This window comes from Mycobacterium colombiense, assembly GCF_003284935.1.
Taxonomy (GTDB): domain Bacteria; phylum Actinomycetota; class Actinomycetes; order Mycobacteriales; family Mycobacteriaceae; genus Mycobacterium; species Mycobacterium arosiense_A.
This window is the reverse complement of record NZ_QMEV01000007.1, coordinates 113,815-129,755: the sequence shown is the minus strand read 5'-3', so window position 1 is coordinate 129,755 and position 15,941 is coordinate 113,815. Positions and strand designations below refer to the sequence as shown.

The following is a 15,941-nucleotide window of genomic DNA, read 5'->3' as shown; positions in this document are numbered from 1 at the left end:
CTCCACCCCGTTGTAGGTCACCTTCGAACCCGGATCCATCACCAAACCAGCCCGCGCGGCCAACATCGTCAGCTGGGTCTTGGGAGTGAAGCTGCCCCGGAACTGCCCGTAGACCAGGGCCAGCGCGAGCGCGGCGACGACGAGCAGGGCCACGCCGGCCAGCTTGTACGGCGGGGTCCGCGGGGCGTTGGTCTGAATCGGTCGGGACATGGCCGGCTACACCGTGAGCGCGAAGTTGGGGTTGACGCCATAGAGCGCCAACGCGGCGGCCAATACGACAACCTGTACCGATACCAGTGAGAAGCGCATCGACCGGCCGACGGCCTCACCCACGCCGACCGGGCCGCCACCGGCCTCATACCCGTAGAAGCAGTGCGTGATCATCACGACCGCGGTGATGAGGATGGCCTCGAGGAACGACCAGAACACGTCCTCGGGCCGCAGGAACGTCCGGAAATAGTGCTCGTAGGTGCCGTTCGACTGCCCGTAGATCACCGTCGTGGTGATCTGCGGGGACAGGAAAGTCATGATGATGGCCATGGAGTAGATCGGGATGATCACGACCAGCCCGGCCATGATGCGGGTGGAGGCCAGGAACGAGATCGATTTGATGCCCATCACTTCCAGGGCGTCGACCTCCTCGCTGATGCGCATGGCGCCCAGCTCCGCCGTGGCGCCGGCGCCGACCGTGGCGGCCATGGCGATGCCGGTGACGACGGGCGCAGCGATGCGCACGTTGATCAGTGCGGCGAAGAACCCGGTGAACGCCTCGACGCCGATGTTGCCCAGCGAGGCGAAGCCCTGGATGGCGACGAGCGAGCTACCGGACAACGTCACGAAGCCGACGATCGCGACGGTGCCGCCGATGACCGCCATGGCGCCGGTGCCCATCCCGATCTGGGCGATCAGGCGCAGGGTCTCCTTGCGGTAGTTGCGCAGCGCGTGCGGGATGTGCCCCACGGCGATGGTGCCGAACCACGCCATCTGACCGATGTCGTCGAGACCGCGGGCCGCGGCGAGGCCGTAGCGGTTGAGGTTTTCAGCCGCCCGGGGGAACCGGGCGCGAAAGACGGCGGAGGTCGACATGTCAGTGCCCCGTCCCGAACCGCACGCCGATGGTGGTCAGCACCACGTTGACGGCGTAGAGCGCGACGACGCAAAGCACGACGGTCTCGTTGACGGCGGTGCCCAGACCCTTGGAGCCGCCGCGCACGGTCAGGCCGCGGTAGCACCCAACCAGGCCGGCGATGAGCCCGAAGACGGCCGCCTTGACCGTCGCGATGACGACCTCGGGCAAGCCGGTGATGGTGGTCAGGGTCGCCAGGTAGGCGCCACCCGACACGTTCTGCAAGTAGACGCCGAACAGGTAGCCGCCGACCAGACCGACGGTGATCACCAGGCCATTGAGCAGGGTGGCGACCAGGGTCGCGGCCACGACCCGGGGGACCACCAGCCGGTGGATCGGGTCGATGCCGAGCACCTCCATCGCGTCGATCTCTTCGCGAATGGTGCGGGCCCCCAGGTCCGCGCAGATGGCGGTCGAGCCCGCGCCGGCGACCACCAGCACCGTGGTCAGCGGGCCGAGCTGGGTGACCGCGCCGATCGCCGCGCCGGCCCCGGACAGGTCAGCGGCCCCGAACTGGGCCAGCAGGACGTTGAGGGTGAAGATCAGCAGCACGGTCAGCGGGATCGACACCATGATGGTCGGCAGGAACGCCACCCGCATGATGAACCAGCATTGCTGGATGAACTCGCGGTACTGGAACGGCCAGCGGAACAGCGCCCGCCCGGTGAGCACGCACATCCGGAAGAATCCCCCGACGAGCGTCAGCGGCGGCTGCAGTTGGTCGCGCACGTAGCCAACCAGGTAGGGACCCCGCCGACTCGTCGACGTTGACGTCACCGTTGCCCCCTCGCGCCGTCACCGCGCGCCTTCCGGCGTCGCGGCGGATCGTTAAGCACGCCTTTCCCCCTCGCCGCGAGGCGGCTGGGGATGCCCCCGCCTCGCCCCGACTCAACGTGTGTGACCATCGGCTCCCTACTGGCAAGTAGTAACGGAGACCACAGGAATGTACCCGATGGCCAACCACGTGTGAACTGCATCCGCACAATTAACCCTTCGCCAACAGCTGGCAAACGTTACAGCCCGCGTCAACTTTCCTCTCTGCTCCTAAAACCGCTTGGCCTAGAATGGATTTAGTCGATTTATCCGCCTCCGTAGCGAACTCGCAGTTCAGTCTTGAGCACCTTGCCCGCGGGGTTGCGCGGCAACGCGTCGACGATCTCGAGCGCCTTGGGGTGCTTGTACCGCGCCAGCCGCTCGGTCAGGAACTCGTCCAGCTCTTCGAGCGCTAAATTGTCGCCCGCGACAGCGGCGACCGCGATCGGCACCTCCCCCCACTTCTCGTGTGCCCGGCCGATCACGGCGACCTCGACGATGCTGGGGTGGCTGGCGAGGACGTTTTCCACCTCGGCACAGTAAATGTTCTCCCCGCCGGAGATGATCATGTCCTTCTTGCGGTCGACCACCCACACGTAGCCGTCGGCGTCCATGCGGACGAGGTCGCCGCTGTGGAACCAGCCGCCGGCGAACGCTTCCGCCGTGGCCTCGGGATTGTTCCAGTAGCCGCTCATCAAAGTCGGTGCGCGGTAGACGATTTCGCCGACCTCACCGATCGGCACGTCGTTCATGTTCTCGTCGACGACGCGGGCGGCCACGGTGGGGATCACCTTGCCGACCGAGCCACGCTTGCGGATGGCGTCCTCGCCCAGCAGCATGCACGTCACCGGCGACATCTCCGTCTGTCCGAACGCGGCCAGTATCTGGGCGCCGGGGAACCGCTCCGACATCTCCCGCAGCAGCGCGTCGGGAGCCGGCGCGGCGCCCCACGAGATCACCCGCAGTTTCAGCTCCCGCGGGCGCGCGTGCTGTTCGGCGCAGACCGCCTGCCACTGGGCGGGAACCAAGAAGATCCCGGTGACCTTCTCCGCGGCGAGCACGTCGAGCAGTTGCCCGGGCTCGAACGCGCCCAGCGGATAGATCACCGTCGGGATGCCCAGCAGCACCCCGGTCAGCAGGTTGCCGATGCCCGCGATGTGAAAGAACGGCACCCCGATGAACCCGACGTCGTTGTTGATGTCGGCGCCGTTGGTGTACAGCCCGGTCATGGTCTGGCCGGTCAGGTTCGTGTGGGTCAGCACGGCGCCCTTCGGCCGGCCGGTGGTGCCCGAGGTGTACATGATCAATGCCGGCGAGTCGTTCGGGATGTCGACGGGTTGGTACTCCTGGCCGGGCTCGTCGATCAGGTCTTCGTAGCCGAGCACGCTGTCGTCGGTCGCGCCGCCGGCCACCACGACGGTGCCCAGCCGCGACTCGATGTCTCGGACGCCGGTGGCCACCGGGGCCAGCACCGGCTCGGTGATGATCACGCGCGCTTCGCAATCCTGGACCAGGAACGCGATTTCGGCCGGGGTGAGCCGGAAGTTCAGCGGGACCGCGATGGCGCCGAGCATGTTGACGGCCAGCACCGATTCGACGAACTCGGTGCGGTTGAGCATCAGGATCATCACCCGGTCACCGAAGCCGACACCCCGGCGGCTCAGCGCATCGGCCAGCGCCGCCACCCGGCGGCGCAGGTCACCCCACGTCAGGCTGTTGCCCAGGAACCGCAGCGCGGTCGCGTCCGGCTGCATCAGCGCGTGCCGCTCGAGTTGGTTCACCCAGTTCTGCCGCCGGGCCAGGTACGGCTGCTCGTTCGCCTGTGTCGGATGGCTCGCCAATTGCGCGGTCAAACTCAACACTTCCCTTCACTCGCGCACCGCTTGCGCCAGGTTGATATTTGATAAAACTTAGTGTTGTGTGGGTCACACTATGGCGTTGGCCGTCCACTGACAAGTCCCGGTTAACGCCCTTCAAAACGTAAACCCCGTCCCGCCAAGCCCACGAAAGCCCTGGCAGCTCCCCGTGAACGCACCGATGTCAATGCATCCGAGAAGTCGGCGGCCGGTGCGGAGGGCGCAGTTGTCCGACGAGGTGGCGGGTCGTCTGCGGGCGGCGATCATGTCCGGCTCGCTCCGCCCGGGCACGTTCATCCGGTTGGACGAGACCGCGGCCGAACTCGGGGTCAGCGTCACCCCGGTGCGTGAAGCCCTGCTCAAGCTGCGCGGTGAGGGCATGGTGCAGCTCGAACCGCACCGCGGCCACGTCGTGCTGCCCCTGACGCGGCAGGACATCGAGGATATCTTCTGGCTGCAGGCGTCGATCGCCCGCGAACTGGCGGCGGCGGCCACCGACCACATCACCGACGCCCAGATCGACGAGCTGGACCGGATCAACGACTCGCTGGCCGCGGCCGTCGGGTCCGCCGACGCCGAAACCATCGCCGGTATCGAGTTCGCTTTTCACCGCGTCTTCAACCAGGCAAGCGGCCGGATCAAGCTGGCCTGGTTCCTGCTCAACGCCGCGCGCTACATGCCGGTGCTGGTCTATGCGGCCGATCCGCAGTGGGGTGAGGCCGCCGTGCACAACCATCGCCAGGTGATCGCCGCGCTGCGCCGCCGCGACACCGCCGCGGTGATCGAGCACACCGTGTGGCAGTTCACCGATGCGGCGGCCCGCCTGACCGAGATGCGCGACCGCACCGGAATCATCTGAGCCGTCAGCCGGGCGAAGCGGGTCGCCGCCTCAAGCTAGCTCGCGGCCAGCTGCTCGGCGCGCTGCTTGAGGCTTTCGGCCAGGTGGTCCAACACGTTGTTGAGGAGTTGCTTCACCATGGGCGCCGGGACCGGCATCGACGTTTCCACGTCCAGATCGACGGTCAGCAGGCTCGACGCCCCCATCGGCACGACCGAGAACAACTGTTCCTGCTTGGTGAACAGGTCGCCCTGCTGCAGGACGGTCTGGATCTGGTTCTCGCCGGGGTAGTACACGGCCTGGATGAACATGCTCTGCATGCCTTGGTAATCGGTGTCGAGCCGCAGCTGGCTGGGGCGCCCGTCGTCGTAGCGGGCCAGCACCCACAGGCCCTTGATCTCCTCGTTCCACTGCGGGTAGGCCTCGAAGTCGCCGACGATCTTCATGATCAATGCGGCGTCGGCGTCCACCTCGACGGTCTTGCTCATCACTGGCATGCGCGAAGCATATCCGGGGCAAATCGGGCCCTTATTGGTCTACGGCGGCCGTCGCCAGCAGCGCGCGGACGGCGTCGGGAATCGGGACGGACTTGCGAGATTCCCGGTCGACGTAGACGTGCACCCAGTGCCCCAGCGCGGTGATCGGCCGCGCCCGGGTGTCCGCTGGCTCGGCCCGGAACACGCCCAGCCGGTAGGTGACGCTGCTGCGGCCCAGCCGGGTGACGGCCACACCCACCTCCAGGCGCTGCGGGAATTGCAGTTCGGAGAAGTAGCGGCAGCCCGATTCGGCGACGATGCCCAGCGCGGGCGTGGTGATCGGGTCCAACCCGGTGTTCGTGTTGATCCAGGCGTTAATCGCGGTGTCGAACAGTTGGTAGTACACGGCGTTGTTGAGGTGGCCGAACATGTCGTTGTCGGCCCACCGGGTCCCCACCGGCCACAGCACCGGAAAGTCGTTGCTGGTCAGCCCGTCCGGTGCGGGCGGAACTACGGAAGCCGACGCCATGGTTGTATTCCAACATGTCTGGAATTCGGGGCGCGGTCCTGGAGCACATCGGGTCGCCCCGGCCCTATGCACAGTCGCGGCCCATCGCCGTCACCGACCTCGACCTCGCACCACCGGGCCGCGACGAAGTGCTGGTCCGCGTCGAGGCGGCCGGCATCTGCCACTCGGACCTGTCGGTGGTCGACGGCAACCGGGTGCGGCCGGTACCGATGCTGCTCGGCCACGAGGCCGCCGGGATCGTCGAGCGAGTCGGCGAGGGGGTCGCCGACCTGGCCGTGGGTCAGCGGGTGGTGCTGGTCTTCCTGCCGCGGTGCGGTCATTGCGCGGCGTGCGCGACCCAGGGCCTGACGCCGTGTGAACCGGGCAGCGCGGCCAACGGCGCCGGCACCTTGCTCGGCGGCGACATTCGGCTCAGCCGCGCCGGGCATCCGGTGTATCACCACCTCGGGGTGTCGGGCTTCGCGACACACGCGGTCGTCAATCGGGCCAGCGCGGTCCCGGTGCCGTCCGACGTGCCGCCCGACGTCGCCGCGTTGTTGGGCTGCGCCGTGCTCACCGGTGGTGGCGCGGTGCTCAACGTGGGGCATCCGCGGCCGGGCGAGACGGTCGCGGTGGTCGGGCTGGGCGGTGTCGGGATGGCGGCGCTGCTCACCGCGCTGACATACGACGATGTGCGGGTGGTCGCCGTCGACCAGTTGCCGGAAAAGTTGGCCGGCGCCCGCCGCCTGGGCGCCCACGAGACCTACACACCGCAGCAGGCCGCCGACGCGGCGGTGAAGGCGGCGGTGGTCGTCGAGGCCGTCGGCCATCCCGCCGCGCTGGAGACCGCGATCGGATTGACCGCACCCGGCGGGCGCACCATCACCGTGGGGCTACCGCCGCCCACGGCACGAATCAGATTGTCCCCGTTGGGTTTTGTGGCCGAGGGCCGGTCGTTGATCGGCAGCTACCTCGGCTCCGCGGTACCCAGCCGGGATATCCCCCGGTTCGTCGAGCTGTGGCAGTCGGGCCGGCTGCCGGTGGAATCGCTGGTGTCCTCGACGATTGCGTTGGAGGACATCAACGCGGCGATGGACAATCTGGCCGACGGCACCGCCGTGCGGCAGCTGATCAGATTCGACGGTTAGTCGCCGTGCAACGCGCTGGACAGGGCGTCGCCTTGCAGCGCGAACAGTCGTTGCGAGCCCGGCCACTCGGGCAGCAGCGAATCGAATCCGTGGCAGGTGCGGGCGAAGACGTGCAGTTCGGCCGAGACTCCGGCGCGCAGTAACAGCAGCGCGTAGTCGATTGCCTCGTCGCGGAACGGGTCGATTTCGGCGCAGGTGATCAACGCCGGTGGCAGTCCGGCGAATTCGTCGCGGCGTGCGGGCACCGCGGCTGCCGATGGGGCCGCCGGTCCCAGGTAGTAGCGCCACATCAGCTCGGCGGCCTCGCCGTCGAACGCCGGGCTGGTGCGGAATTCCGCCTTCGAGCCGCTGGCCCGATCGTCGAGCACGGGTTGGTGCAGCAACTGGAATGCCACCGGCGGCAGTGACCCGTCGGCGGCGTGCTGCGCCAGGCACGCGGCCAGGGTGGCGCCGGCGCTGCTACCGGCGACGGCCAGGCGGGTTGGATCGACGCCGAGGTTCCCCGCGTTCGCGGTCACCCACCGCACGACGGCGCCGGCGTCGTCGAGCGCGGCCGGGTAGGGATGTTCGGGCGCCAGCCGGTAGTCCACCGAGACCACCGTGCAGCGGCCGCGGCGCGAAAGCTCCACGCACTGGCGGTGATCGGTGTCGAGGTTGCCCAGCGCGAAACCGCCGGCGTGGCAGTACACCACCGCGGGCGCCCGGTCGGCCGGGCCGCCGCGGTAGATGCGCACCCCGACGCCGCCGGATTCGGTCGGCACGCTGTCCTCGACGATCCGGACCCCGTGTGCGTCGGTCTGTTCGGCGGCCAGCCGGCGGCGTTCGTTGAACGGTGCGCGGGTGAGTTCGATTGCGGCCAGCGAGAAGTCGGTTCGCGTCGTGGCGACGTCCCGCAGTGCGGGATCGAGGCGTTCGGCGCCGTCCAGCTGCGTCACCGGGCGCCCCGCTCGGGCACGGTGAACACCTCGGGTTCCGCGGGGGCGGGCGCGGTGAAGCGGAAGTCGGCCGGCCGGAAGCGGCGCGTCATGCCCCAGAAGGCCCGTGCGCTGCGCGGCCACTGCGTGACCACTCGCCCGTTGGGTGCGCGGAAGTAGTTGCTGCACTGGGTGGTCCAGACGGTGCCCACCATCCACCGATCGATTTTGGCGACGAAGTCGGCCAGTGCGGCCGGACGCACCGCGACGTAGCGCTTACCCCGGCGCCGCAGGTACTTCAATGCCCGCACGATGTAGCGGGCCTGCGCCTCGAGGATGAAGATGACGCTGTTGGAGCCGACGTTGGTGTTGGGTCCGTACAGCATGAAGAAGTTGGGGAATCCCGGCACGGCCATGCCGAGGTAGGCGTGCGCCCCGTCGCGCCACACCTCGCGCAGGGTGAGCTCGTGTTCGCCGGACACCTCCAGCTCGGCGAGGTAGTCGGCCGCGGCGTACCCGGTCGCACAGACCACCACGTCGACCTCGCGCTCGGTGCCGTCCTCGGTGACCAGGGAGCGCCTGCGCAGGTAGCGCGCGGGGCTGGTCACCACCTCGACGTTGGGCCGAGTCAGCGCGGCCAGGTAGTCCGAGGAGAAGACCAGCCGCTTGCAGCCCATCGGGTGATCGGGCGTGAGCTTGCGCCGCAGGTCCTCGTCGTCGACGGTCTTTTCCAGCAGCCCCAGCGCGACGGCCTTGAATTGTTCGGTCTTGTCGCTGCCGTGCTCGATCACGGCGATGTTGGATTCGCTGCGCAGCCACAGCCGGGTGCGGTACAGCCGTTTGGCGAGCGGCAGGTGCGCGAACGCCCAGCGCTCCCGTGGCGTGTAGTGCCGGTCGGGCTTCGGCAGGATCCAGGTCGGCGACCGCTGCACGGAGTACACCGTGTCGGCCACCTTGGCCAGCTCCGGGATCAGCTGGGAGGCCGTCGATCCGGTGCCCAGCACGGCGATCCTCTTGCCCGCCAACGGTATCGAATGATCCCAGCGCGCCGAGTGCATCAGTGTTCCGGTGAACGGCTCTTCTTCGACGAGCTCGGGCAGCAGCGGCCGGGTGAACAGGCCGACGGCCGACACGACCACGTTGAAGTGGTGCTGGTCGCCACACGCGGTGGTCAGACACCACAGTTGGGTGTCGGCATCCCAGTGCGCTGCTTTGATTTCGGTGCGCAACCGCAGGTGCGGCCGCAATCCGTACTTGTCGGCGCAGCGCTGGAAGTAGTCCAGGATTTCGGGTTGCCCCGACCACAGCCTCGACCAATCGGCATTCAGGTCGAACGAGTAGGAGTAGAGGTGTGATTTGACGTCGCAAGCCAGCCCCGGATAGGTGTTGATCCGCCAGGTGCCGCCGACCCCGTCCTCGCGGTCGAAGATGGTGAAATCGTGGAACCCGGCCCGCGACAGCATGATTCCCAGCGCCAGGCCGCCGGGCCCGGCGCCGATGACGCCGATGGAGAACTCGCTCATCGGATCTGCAGGCATTGGCCACCGTCGATGACGAGTTCGGCGCCGGTGATGAACGACGCCTCGTCGGACACCAGGAAGGCCACGGCGTCGGCCACCTCGCCGGCCTCGCCGATCCGCCCGAACATCGATGCCGCGGCCAGTCGCGTCTGGGTGGCGTCGTCGAGCATCGAGGTGGCGATCGGTCCCGGAAAGACGGCGTTGACCCGGATGCCGGCGGGCGCGAGTTCGGCCGCGACGGTCTGGGTCAGCCCGCGCAGGGCCCACTTCGACGACCCGTACGCGGCGTGCTGCGGGAAGGGCCGGATGGCGCCGGTGCTGCAGACGTTGACGATGGACGCGTTCGGGGCCGCGCGGAGGTGCTGCAGCACTGCGCGAATTCCGAGAAATGGGCCCAAACAGTTGACGCGCCAGGAGTTTTCGAAGCCTTCGGCCGTCTCCTCGGCCAACGGCGCCCGGTGCAGCACCCCGGCGCAATTGACCAGCGTGCTCAACGATCCGAACCGGCCGACGACCTCGGCCACCGTGGAGTCCCACTGCGCGGGTGAGGTCACGTCCAGCTCGACGGCCATCAGGCCGTCGTCGCCCGCCTCGGCCGCCCCGGCGTGCAGTTCCTCGGCCCGCCGGTCGCAGGCCGCGACCGAAAACCCTTTTCCGCGAAGGCGTTTGGCGATGGCCCAGCCCTGTCCGCCGGCGGCGCCGGTCACCAGTGCGACGCGTTGACTCATGCTGAACTCACCTCGGGGCTGTCGGCCAATCCGGTGCTGGTGATGAAGCGGCAGCGGCGCCGCGCGAACCGCCACTGCCCGCCGGTGCGGGTCAGCTCGTCGTCGTAGAGGGCGGGCCGCAGCTGCAGGTCGCCGGCGCGGACGAACAGCACCTGTGAGCGTGCGGTGGCGCGTTCCCCCTCGACCTCGATCCGCGCGCTTCCGGTCAGGTGCAGGCCGCGGGCCGCGTCGCGGAACATGCCCGCGATCGCGACGCGACCCGCAAAGGTCGTGCCGTACACCAGGAATTCGCCGTCGGGTGCGAACAGCGCGACGCACTGGTCGAAGTCACCGGCGTCCAGTGCCAGGGCGTAGCCGGTGAGCAGCTCGCGGATTTCGGCGTGGTCGTCGTGCGTCATTGCGTCGCCTCGCGCAGGTGTTCGGCGGCGCCCCGCCGCAACGCTTGTGACTCGGCGGCCAGGGTGATCATCGCGAACCCCAACTGCGCCATGGCGTGGCCCGTCTTGCCGTCCCCGGCGTGAATGCCGGTGACCAGACCCGCGTCGACCGCCGCCCGGTGGACGCGCACGATCGCGTCCAACACGTCCGGATGGCGGGTAGCGCCGACGACGCCGGCCCCCAGCGAGATGGCCAGATCGGCCGGGCCGACGTAGATTCCGGCGAGGCCGTCGACGGCGCAGATCTCGTGGATGCCGGCCAGCGCCGCCGCGGTCTCGATCATCGAGAACACGCTGACGCGCGACTCGTGTGCGGCGGGGTCGTGCCCCAGGCTGGCGCGTAGCGGGCCGAAGCTGCGCACGCCCCTCGGCGGATAGCGGGTGGCGGACACCGCCGCGGCGGCCTGATCCGCCGACTCGATCATCGCGATGACAACGGCGTCCGCGCCGGCGTCGAGAACCCGCCCGATCGGTGCGGCGTCGGCGTTGGGCAGGCGCACGACCGTCCCCACCGGCAGGTGCTCGATCCGACGCAGGATTTCGGCGACGCCGGCGTCGTCGAGATACCCGTGTTGGGCATCGAAGCCGACGTAATCATAACCGGCGCGGGCGAATTCCTCAGGACCCAGCGCAGTCGGGCCGGTGACCCAGCCGCCGAAGATCGGGGTTTTGTGGCTCAGCGCCTGCTGCAGATTGCTCGGCGAAGCGTCCGTCATCGGCTCATCCGGCGATCGCGATCTTGATGCGTCCGGGGTCCGGCCGGCAGGCCAGGTCGAAGGCGTCCTGCACACCGTCGATTCCGAACGTGTGGGTCAGGTAGGCGCCCAGCAGCCACGGGTGCTCGGCGGCGAACTTGCCCGCAAGCTCCAGCATTCGCCGGCGATCCAGCGTCACACCGGATTTCAGGGTCAGATTGTTGCGCAGCATCGCCCGCATGCTGATCGGATACATCTCGTCGTCGGCGACGCCGAAATAGAACACGGTGCCGCCGGGGGCCGCCGCGTCGATCGCATGGGTCAGGGTGGCGACTTGGTGGCCGACGGCCTCGATGACGACGTCGGCGCGGTCGGCGGGATCGAGCTGACTCACCCAGCGGTCACTGGTGGCGCGCACCGGGTCGTCGACGCCGAAAGCCGTTGCCAGATCGCGGCGGTCGATCGGATCGACCCCGGTGACACGCCGCGCACCCGCCGCCTTGGCGACGTAGGAGAACAGCAGGCCGATCGATCCCTGGCCGATGATCGCGACGTGCCGGCCGGCCAGGTCGCCGAGCTGCTCGCACGCGTAGAGGACGCAGGCCAGGGGCTGCAGCCCCACCGCCTGCGCGGGGGTCAGGGCCGGATCGTAGGGAGCCAGCCCGTCGCCGTTGCTCACGACGCGTTCCATCATGCCGTCGAACCCGGACGCCCAGCCGACCACGTGATCCCCGGGACGGTGCGCGGGATGCCGGCTGGCGATCACCTCGCCGGCGACCTCGTGGATGGGAAAGCCGTCTTTCTCGGCACCGCTTCGGCCGTCGTCGCCGGGGATCCGGCCCTTGGCTCCGCGGAAGGCCGGCAGGTCGCTGCCGCAGACGCCCGCGGCCGAAAACCGCAGCAACACCTGTCCGTCGGCCAGGCAGTCGGCCGTCTTGTCGTCAATCGTGGTGCGCTCGAACAGATAGGGGGCGATGATCCGGTAGGACCACACGTCACACCTCCACCGGGATGTTGTTCCAGCCCCATTGGAAGCTGGACGGCAGCCGGGTGGCGGCGTCACCGTTGATCGCGTAGTCGGGGACCCGGCGGAGCCATTCGGCCAGCAGCACAGCCACTTCCAGCCGCGCCAGGTGATATCCGATGCAGAAGTGCTGGCCACGGCCGAACGCCAGCGAGCGGCGGATGGGCCGATCCCAGATGAACTCGTCGGGCTCGGGGTATTCCCGCTCGTCGCGGTTGGCCGAGGCGAGCAGGGTGATGACGCGTTGGCCCGGGTTGAGGGTTTCGCCGTGAATCTCGTAGGGCTTGCGCACGGTTCGCGCGAACCATTGGGCCGGCGCGCAGAATCGGATCATCTCGTCGCGGGCGATGCGCACGTTGTTCTCCAGGTCGGCGCGCACGGCGGCCAGCTGGTCGGGCCGGCGGCTGAGCTCCCAGAGGCCGTGGGCGACGATCTTGGGCACGGTCTCGGTTCCCCCGATGAAGATGCACAGCATCTGGGTCGCGACTTCCATGTCGTCGAGCGCGCTGCCGTCGGGCAGGTGATAGCCCAGCAGGCCATCGACCACGTCGAGGGGTCCCCCGGACGGATCGGCGCGGCGGCGCGCGACCGCGGGCAGCAGGTATTCGAAGTAGTTGGGCCGCGCCTGCCCGGTGTCCACGCCTTCGCCGGGCTGGGCAAGGCTGCCGGCGTTGACCGTGGCGAGGACCTGTGGCGCGAGATCGGTGGGGATACCGCACAGTTCGCAGACGATGGCGGCCACCACGATGCCGCCGTAGTCCTGGGTCAGGTCGAACGAACCGCCCGGCAGCAGCGCGTCGAGGCGCTCGTTGGCCAGCGCGCGGATGCGGCCCTCGAGGTCCGTGACCGACCGTGGCCGAAACGGCCGGGAGTGGGTGCGCCGGATCTCGCCGTACAGGTCGGCGTCGAACATGGCATGAAACGGCAGCGGGTGCAGCGGCGGGTCGTCGACCGGGCCGCTGTTGTGTTGCGCCAGAACCGATGCCGGCGGCAGTGTCCCTTCCGAGGCGACGAAGGTGCCGTTGTTGACTTCCAGCACCGTCCAGATGTCCTCGAACCGCGACAGCGCGAAGGTGTCCCACTGCGGCATGTAGTACACCGGGTGGTGGTCGCGCAGGATCCGGTAGTACGGCAACGGGTTCGCCATCACCGCAGCATCGAACGGATCGTAGCTGAAGTCGGTGGCATTCACCGTGTTTCGTTGTTCCGTCACTGCAGCGGCGAGGGCGGTAGGGCCTGCAGAATGGAGTCCTCCCAGCCGTCGCGCAAGGCGGGGGCCACGCTCATCCAGGTGACGATTTCCGCCGGCGGGCTCTCATTCCACGAGGGATAGTGCTCGGCGAAGCAGTCCCAGCCGCCGTCGAGCGCCCAGTAGTGGATGACTTCGTTGTAGCGGAAGGTCGTGGTGAACGAACCGAGCCAGCGCTTACCGGTACGTTCCGACCACGGAACGTAGAGCCGCTCCAGTTCGCGGATGTAGTCGTCCTGGCGGCCCGGCTTGGTCTGCATGATCTCTTGAATCACCAGTGGCGCAGTGAAATTGGCCTCACGCAGCTGGGCGAGCGTCTTGTTGCTGGGCCCGGGGTACATGATGCGGCCCTCACCCGAGGCACCGATGTCGGCGAGGAACGCCGCCCACTTCCCGGCTGCCGCCTCGTGGCTGCCGCCGCGCGCCTGCGCGGCGCCGATCCTGGCGTAATCGGCGAACCCGTCGATCTCCCAGATGACCGTCGCCTGCGGCCAGTGACCGTTGTAGGGCGTGGATTCCCAGATCGCGAACAGCCGGGCGCCGAGTTGTTCCATCATCGGCTGATAGGTGTCGGCGAAGATCCCGGCGAACTCCGCGCTGCGCCCGGATCCCAGTGAGATCGTCTCGTGCAGGTAGAGCAGCGTGTGTCGGAAGTACTTCTTCATGGCCTAGTCGAGCCGGATCAGCTCTGAGTCGGACCCCGAACCCACGTCGCACAGCAGCGCCTCGGTGGCGCCGACCGTCGTGGCCGGAATGCCCTCCGCGGCAAGCGCATAGCCCTTGAACATGCGCGCCGCACCGCTGAGCAGGTGCTGCGCCCGCGTGGTCGCGCGGTCCACGCCCAGGGGCCAGCCGTCACCCCACAGCGCGACCTCGGTGAGCCGGCTGTCCAGCGACTCGAGGACGACGGCACGCACCCGCGCATCCGCGGTGAAGGCCTCGGCGCTGACGGCCAGGCTCGTGGAGCCCTCCCCCAGCCCGGCGAGTTCCGGCTCGAGGTCTGCTGCCCGCACCCCCAGGATGCGCAGCGAGCGGGTGTCGCAGCCCCGCGGGAGCAGCACGGTCACTTCCCAACCGGCCATGGCCCGGTCGTAGAGCCAACCGCCCGCCGATTGCACGACATCGACGGCGCTGGCCGCCACCACGTCGAGTCGATAACGCAGGCCCTCGCCGTTGGCGCGGGTTGCTTCCGCAGCGCTGCTCTTGCTGATGTCAAACGTCGGAGCGACCATCGATCCATTCCTCACCACCACCCGCCGCGGTCCGCTGGCGGGTCTCACGCGCTTGTCATGGGCTTTTCCAAGGGGCTGGAGCCGCATCACGCACCGGGCGACGCGGCTCACCGCACAGCGTGACACTTCCGGCGAAATTTGTAAAGCTTCGGGCAGCCCGTCAAGAACCGCGGCGCGCCTCGAGGTCGGCCAGGACTTCCTCGGTGTGCTGCCCGAGTTCCGGTGCCGCAGAACGCGGTGCCCAGGGCGTGCCGTGGAAGTCCGCCGGTGTCGCGACCATCGGCACGGCGGCTTGTTCATCAGCGCCATCGGGCACATAAACAATTCCGCCCGAGGCGTGGAACTGCTCGTCGGCGACGACGTCCTCCAGGGTGTTGATCGGCGACCAGAAGAAATCCGGTTCGCCGGCGAAGACCCGCGCCCATTCGTCGAGGGGCCGCGTCGCGAAGATGTCGTCGAGCGCGGCGATCAGCGCGGCCGAGTTCGCCGCGCGGGCCCGGGCATCGGCGAAGCGGGGGTCGTCGCGCCACTCGGGCCGGCCCACCGCGCGACACAGCGCCGGCCAGTGCCGCTCGGGCTCGAGGCCGACGATCCAGAACCGCCGCCCGTCGGCGGCGGCGTAGTTGTTCATGCACGGGTTGCCCATCGATTCGCGCTGGCCGATCGCGATCGGTTGCCCGCTCATCAGGTAGGTGTTGAGGTCGAAGCTCACGGTGTAGGCGCCCTGCCGGTACAGCGAGGTCGTCACCAGTTGACCCGTCCCGGTGCGCTCCCGCGCGAGCAGTGCCGCGCACACCGCCGCCGCCATCGTCATCCCGGCGGAGTGGTCGCCCATGCCGCCGCGCTGAAACGGCGGCGTGTCGCCGGGCCGGGTGAGCAGGTGGGCCACCCCGGCCCGGGACCAGAACGCGGCCACGTCGAAGGCGGCGCGGTCGGCGTCGGGGCCGCTTTCGCCGTATCCGGTGATGAGCCCGTAGACCAGGCGGGGGTTGGCCGCCGACACCGACGCGAAGTCCAGGCCGAGCCGCTGCAGCGCGCCGGGCCGCACGTTGGTGAGGAAAACGTCTGCGTCGGAAAGCAATTCGAAGGCGGTGCCGCGGCCCTCGTCGGTGCCCAGGTCCAGTACGACGCTGCGCTTGGACCGGTTGTCCATCTCGAACGGCGGGTTCAGGCCCAGGTCGCAGCCCAGCATCCGGCCGAACATGCGCGCCGGGTCGCCCGTCGGCGGCTCGATCTTGATCACGTCGGCGCCCCAGTCGGCCAGGATGCCGCCGGCCGCCGGTCCGGCCACCCAGACCCCGAGTTCGACGACTTTGACGCCTGCTACCGGTCCCGCCATGGGTAAGTTCCCGCTCTCTGCCGTTCGAGCGTCACGCC

The 15,941-nt window shown here is 68.8% G+C and carries 17 protein-coding genes and 1 pseudogene; 2 read left to right on the top strand and 16 right to left on the bottom strand.

Annotated features, from left to right (window positions below; genetic code table 11):
- The 4 genes and pseudogenes from DQP57_RS05955 to fadD5 all read right to left on the bottom strand — a co-directional run.
- Positions 1 to 210: pseudogene (locus tag DQP57_RS05955) on the bottom strand (MCE-family protein MCE1A); the annotation flags it as partial.
- Between the two features lie 6 nt (positions 211 to 216).
- Entirely contained in the window at positions 217 to 1,086 is an 870-nt protein-coding gene (locus DQP57_RS05950; protein WP_112632114.1) for an ABC transporter permease, read from the bottom strand.
- 1 nt (position 1,087) lies between these two features.
- Positions 1,088 to 1,903 (bottom strand): MlaE family ABC transporter permease, encoded by an 816-nt coding sequence (locus tag DQP57_RS05945; protein ID WP_112632113.1) that lies wholly within the window; start codon positions 1,901 to 1,903, stop codon positions 1,088 to 1,090.
- Between the two features lie 302 nt (positions 1,904 to 2,205).
- Positions 2,206 to 3,792, bottom strand: coding sequence for a fatty-acid--CoA ligase FadD5 (gene fadD5, locus DQP57_RS05940; RefSeq protein WP_112632128.1), 1,587 nt, complete (start codon positions 3,790 to 3,792; stop codon positions 2,206 to 2,208).
- 184 nt (positions 3,793 to 3,976) lie between these two features.
- On the opposite strand from fadD5, the gene DQP57_RS05935 reads away from it, so the two are divergent.
- Complete coding sequence (locus tag DQP57_RS05935) at positions 3,977 to 4,654, top strand: GntR family transcriptional regulator (RefSeq protein WP_205869052.1); 678 nt, start codon at positions 3,977 to 3,979, stop codon at positions 4,652 to 4,654.
- 35 nt (positions 4,655 to 4,689) lie between these two features.
- Here DQP57_RS05935 and DQP57_RS05930 read toward each other — a convergent pair whose 3' ends face one another.
- Together DQP57_RS05930 and DQP57_RS05925 are read right to left on the bottom strand one after the other, a co-directional pair.
- Positions 4,690 to 5,130: an SRPBCC family protein gene (locus DQP57_RS05930; RefSeq protein WP_112632112.1), complete on the bottom strand. Its 441-nt coding sequence runs from the start codon at positions 5,128 to 5,130 to the stop codon at positions 4,690 to 4,692.
- 31 nt (positions 5,131 to 5,161) lie between these two features.
- The gene (locus DQP57_RS05925; protein WP_112632111.1) at positions 5,162 to 5,638 is read right to left on the bottom strand and encodes an acyl-CoA thioesterase; all 477 of its coding nucleotides are present in this window, start codon (positions 5,636 to 5,638) and stop codon (positions 5,162 to 5,164) included.
- Between the two features lie 14 nt (positions 5,639 to 5,652).
- Here DQP57_RS05925 and DQP57_RS05920 point away from each other — a divergent pair, with 14 nt between their 5' ends.
- Positions 5,653 to 6,765, top strand: coding sequence for an alcohol dehydrogenase catalytic domain-containing protein (locus tag DQP57_RS05920; protein WP_112632127.1), 1,113 nt, complete (start codon positions 5,653 to 5,655; stop codon positions 6,763 to 6,765).
- Here DQP57_RS05920 and DQP57_RS05915 read toward each other — a convergent pair.
- The 10 genes from DQP57_RS05915 to DQP57_RS05870 all read right to left on the bottom strand — a co-directional run bounded on the left by DQP57_RS05915 (position 6,762) and on the right by DQP57_RS05870 (position 15,903).
- Positions 6,762 to 7,700: an alpha/beta hydrolase gene (locus DQP57_RS05915; RefSeq protein WP_112632110.1), complete on the bottom strand. Its 939-nt coding sequence runs from the start codon at positions 7,698 to 7,700 to the stop codon at positions 6,762 to 6,764. The two genes, DQP57_RS05920 and DQP57_RS05915, sit on opposite strands and share 4 nt — an antisense overlap.
- Entirely contained in the window at positions 7,697 to 9,217 is a 1,521-nt protein-coding gene (locus tag DQP57_RS05910; protein ID WP_112632109.1) for a flavin-containing monooxygenase, read from the bottom strand. Before DQP57_RS05910 ends, DQP57_RS05915 begins: the two co-directional genes overlap by 4 nt.
- Positions 9,199 to 9,927 carry an SDR family NAD(P)-dependent oxidoreductase gene (locus DQP57_RS05905; protein WP_112632108.1) on the bottom strand — a complete coding sequence of 243 codons (729 nt, stop codon included), beginning with the start codon at positions 9,925 to 9,927 and terminating at the stop codon, positions 9,199 to 9,201. The genes DQP57_RS05910 and DQP57_RS05905 overlap by 19 nt, the downstream gene beginning before the upstream one ends.
- Positions 9,924 to 10,325 (bottom strand): nuclear transport factor 2 family protein, encoded by a 402-nt coding sequence (locus tag DQP57_RS05900; protein WP_112632107.1) that lies wholly within the window; start codon positions 10,323 to 10,325, stop codon positions 9,924 to 9,926. Before DQP57_RS05900 ends, DQP57_RS05905 begins: the two co-directional genes overlap by 4 nt.
- Positions 10,322 to 11,080 (bottom strand): HpcH/HpaI aldolase family protein, encoded by a 759-nt coding sequence (locus DQP57_RS05895; protein WP_112632106.1) that lies wholly within the window; start codon positions 11,078 to 11,080, stop codon positions 10,322 to 10,324. Before DQP57_RS05895 ends, DQP57_RS05900 begins: the two co-directional genes overlap by 4 nt.
- Before the next feature lie 4 nt (positions 11,081 to 11,084).
- Entirely contained in the window at positions 11,085 to 12,053 is a 969-nt protein-coding gene (locus DQP57_RS05890; RefSeq protein ID WP_112632105.1) for a zinc-binding dehydrogenase, read from the bottom strand.
- Between the two features lies 1 nt (position 12,054).
- Positions 12,055 to 13,230: a cytochrome P450 gene (locus DQP57_RS05885; RefSeq protein WP_165821756.1), complete on the bottom strand. Its 1,176-nt coding sequence runs from the start codon at positions 13,228 to 13,230 to the stop codon at positions 12,055 to 12,057.
- Between the two features lie 62 nt (positions 13,231 to 13,292).
- Positions 13,293 to 13,997, bottom strand: a complete 705-nt coding sequence (locus tag DQP57_RS05880; protein ID WP_112632104.1) for an NIPSNAP family protein — start codon at positions 13,995 to 13,997, stop codon at positions 13,293 to 13,295.
- Positions 13,998 to 14,000: 3 nt separating this feature from the next.
- Positions 14,001 to 14,564: a hypothetical protein gene (locus DQP57_RS05875; RefSeq protein ID WP_112632103.1), complete on the bottom strand. Its 564-nt coding sequence runs from the start codon at positions 14,562 to 14,564 to the stop codon at positions 14,001 to 14,003.
- A gap of 160 nt (positions 14,565 to 14,724) precedes the next feature.
- Positions 14,725 to 15,903: a CoA transferase gene (locus DQP57_RS05870; RefSeq protein ID WP_112632102.1), complete on the bottom strand. Its 1,179-nt coding sequence runs from the start codon at positions 15,901 to 15,903 to the stop codon at positions 14,725 to 14,727.
- Between the last annotated feature and the right edge of the window lie 38 nt (positions 15,904 to 15,941).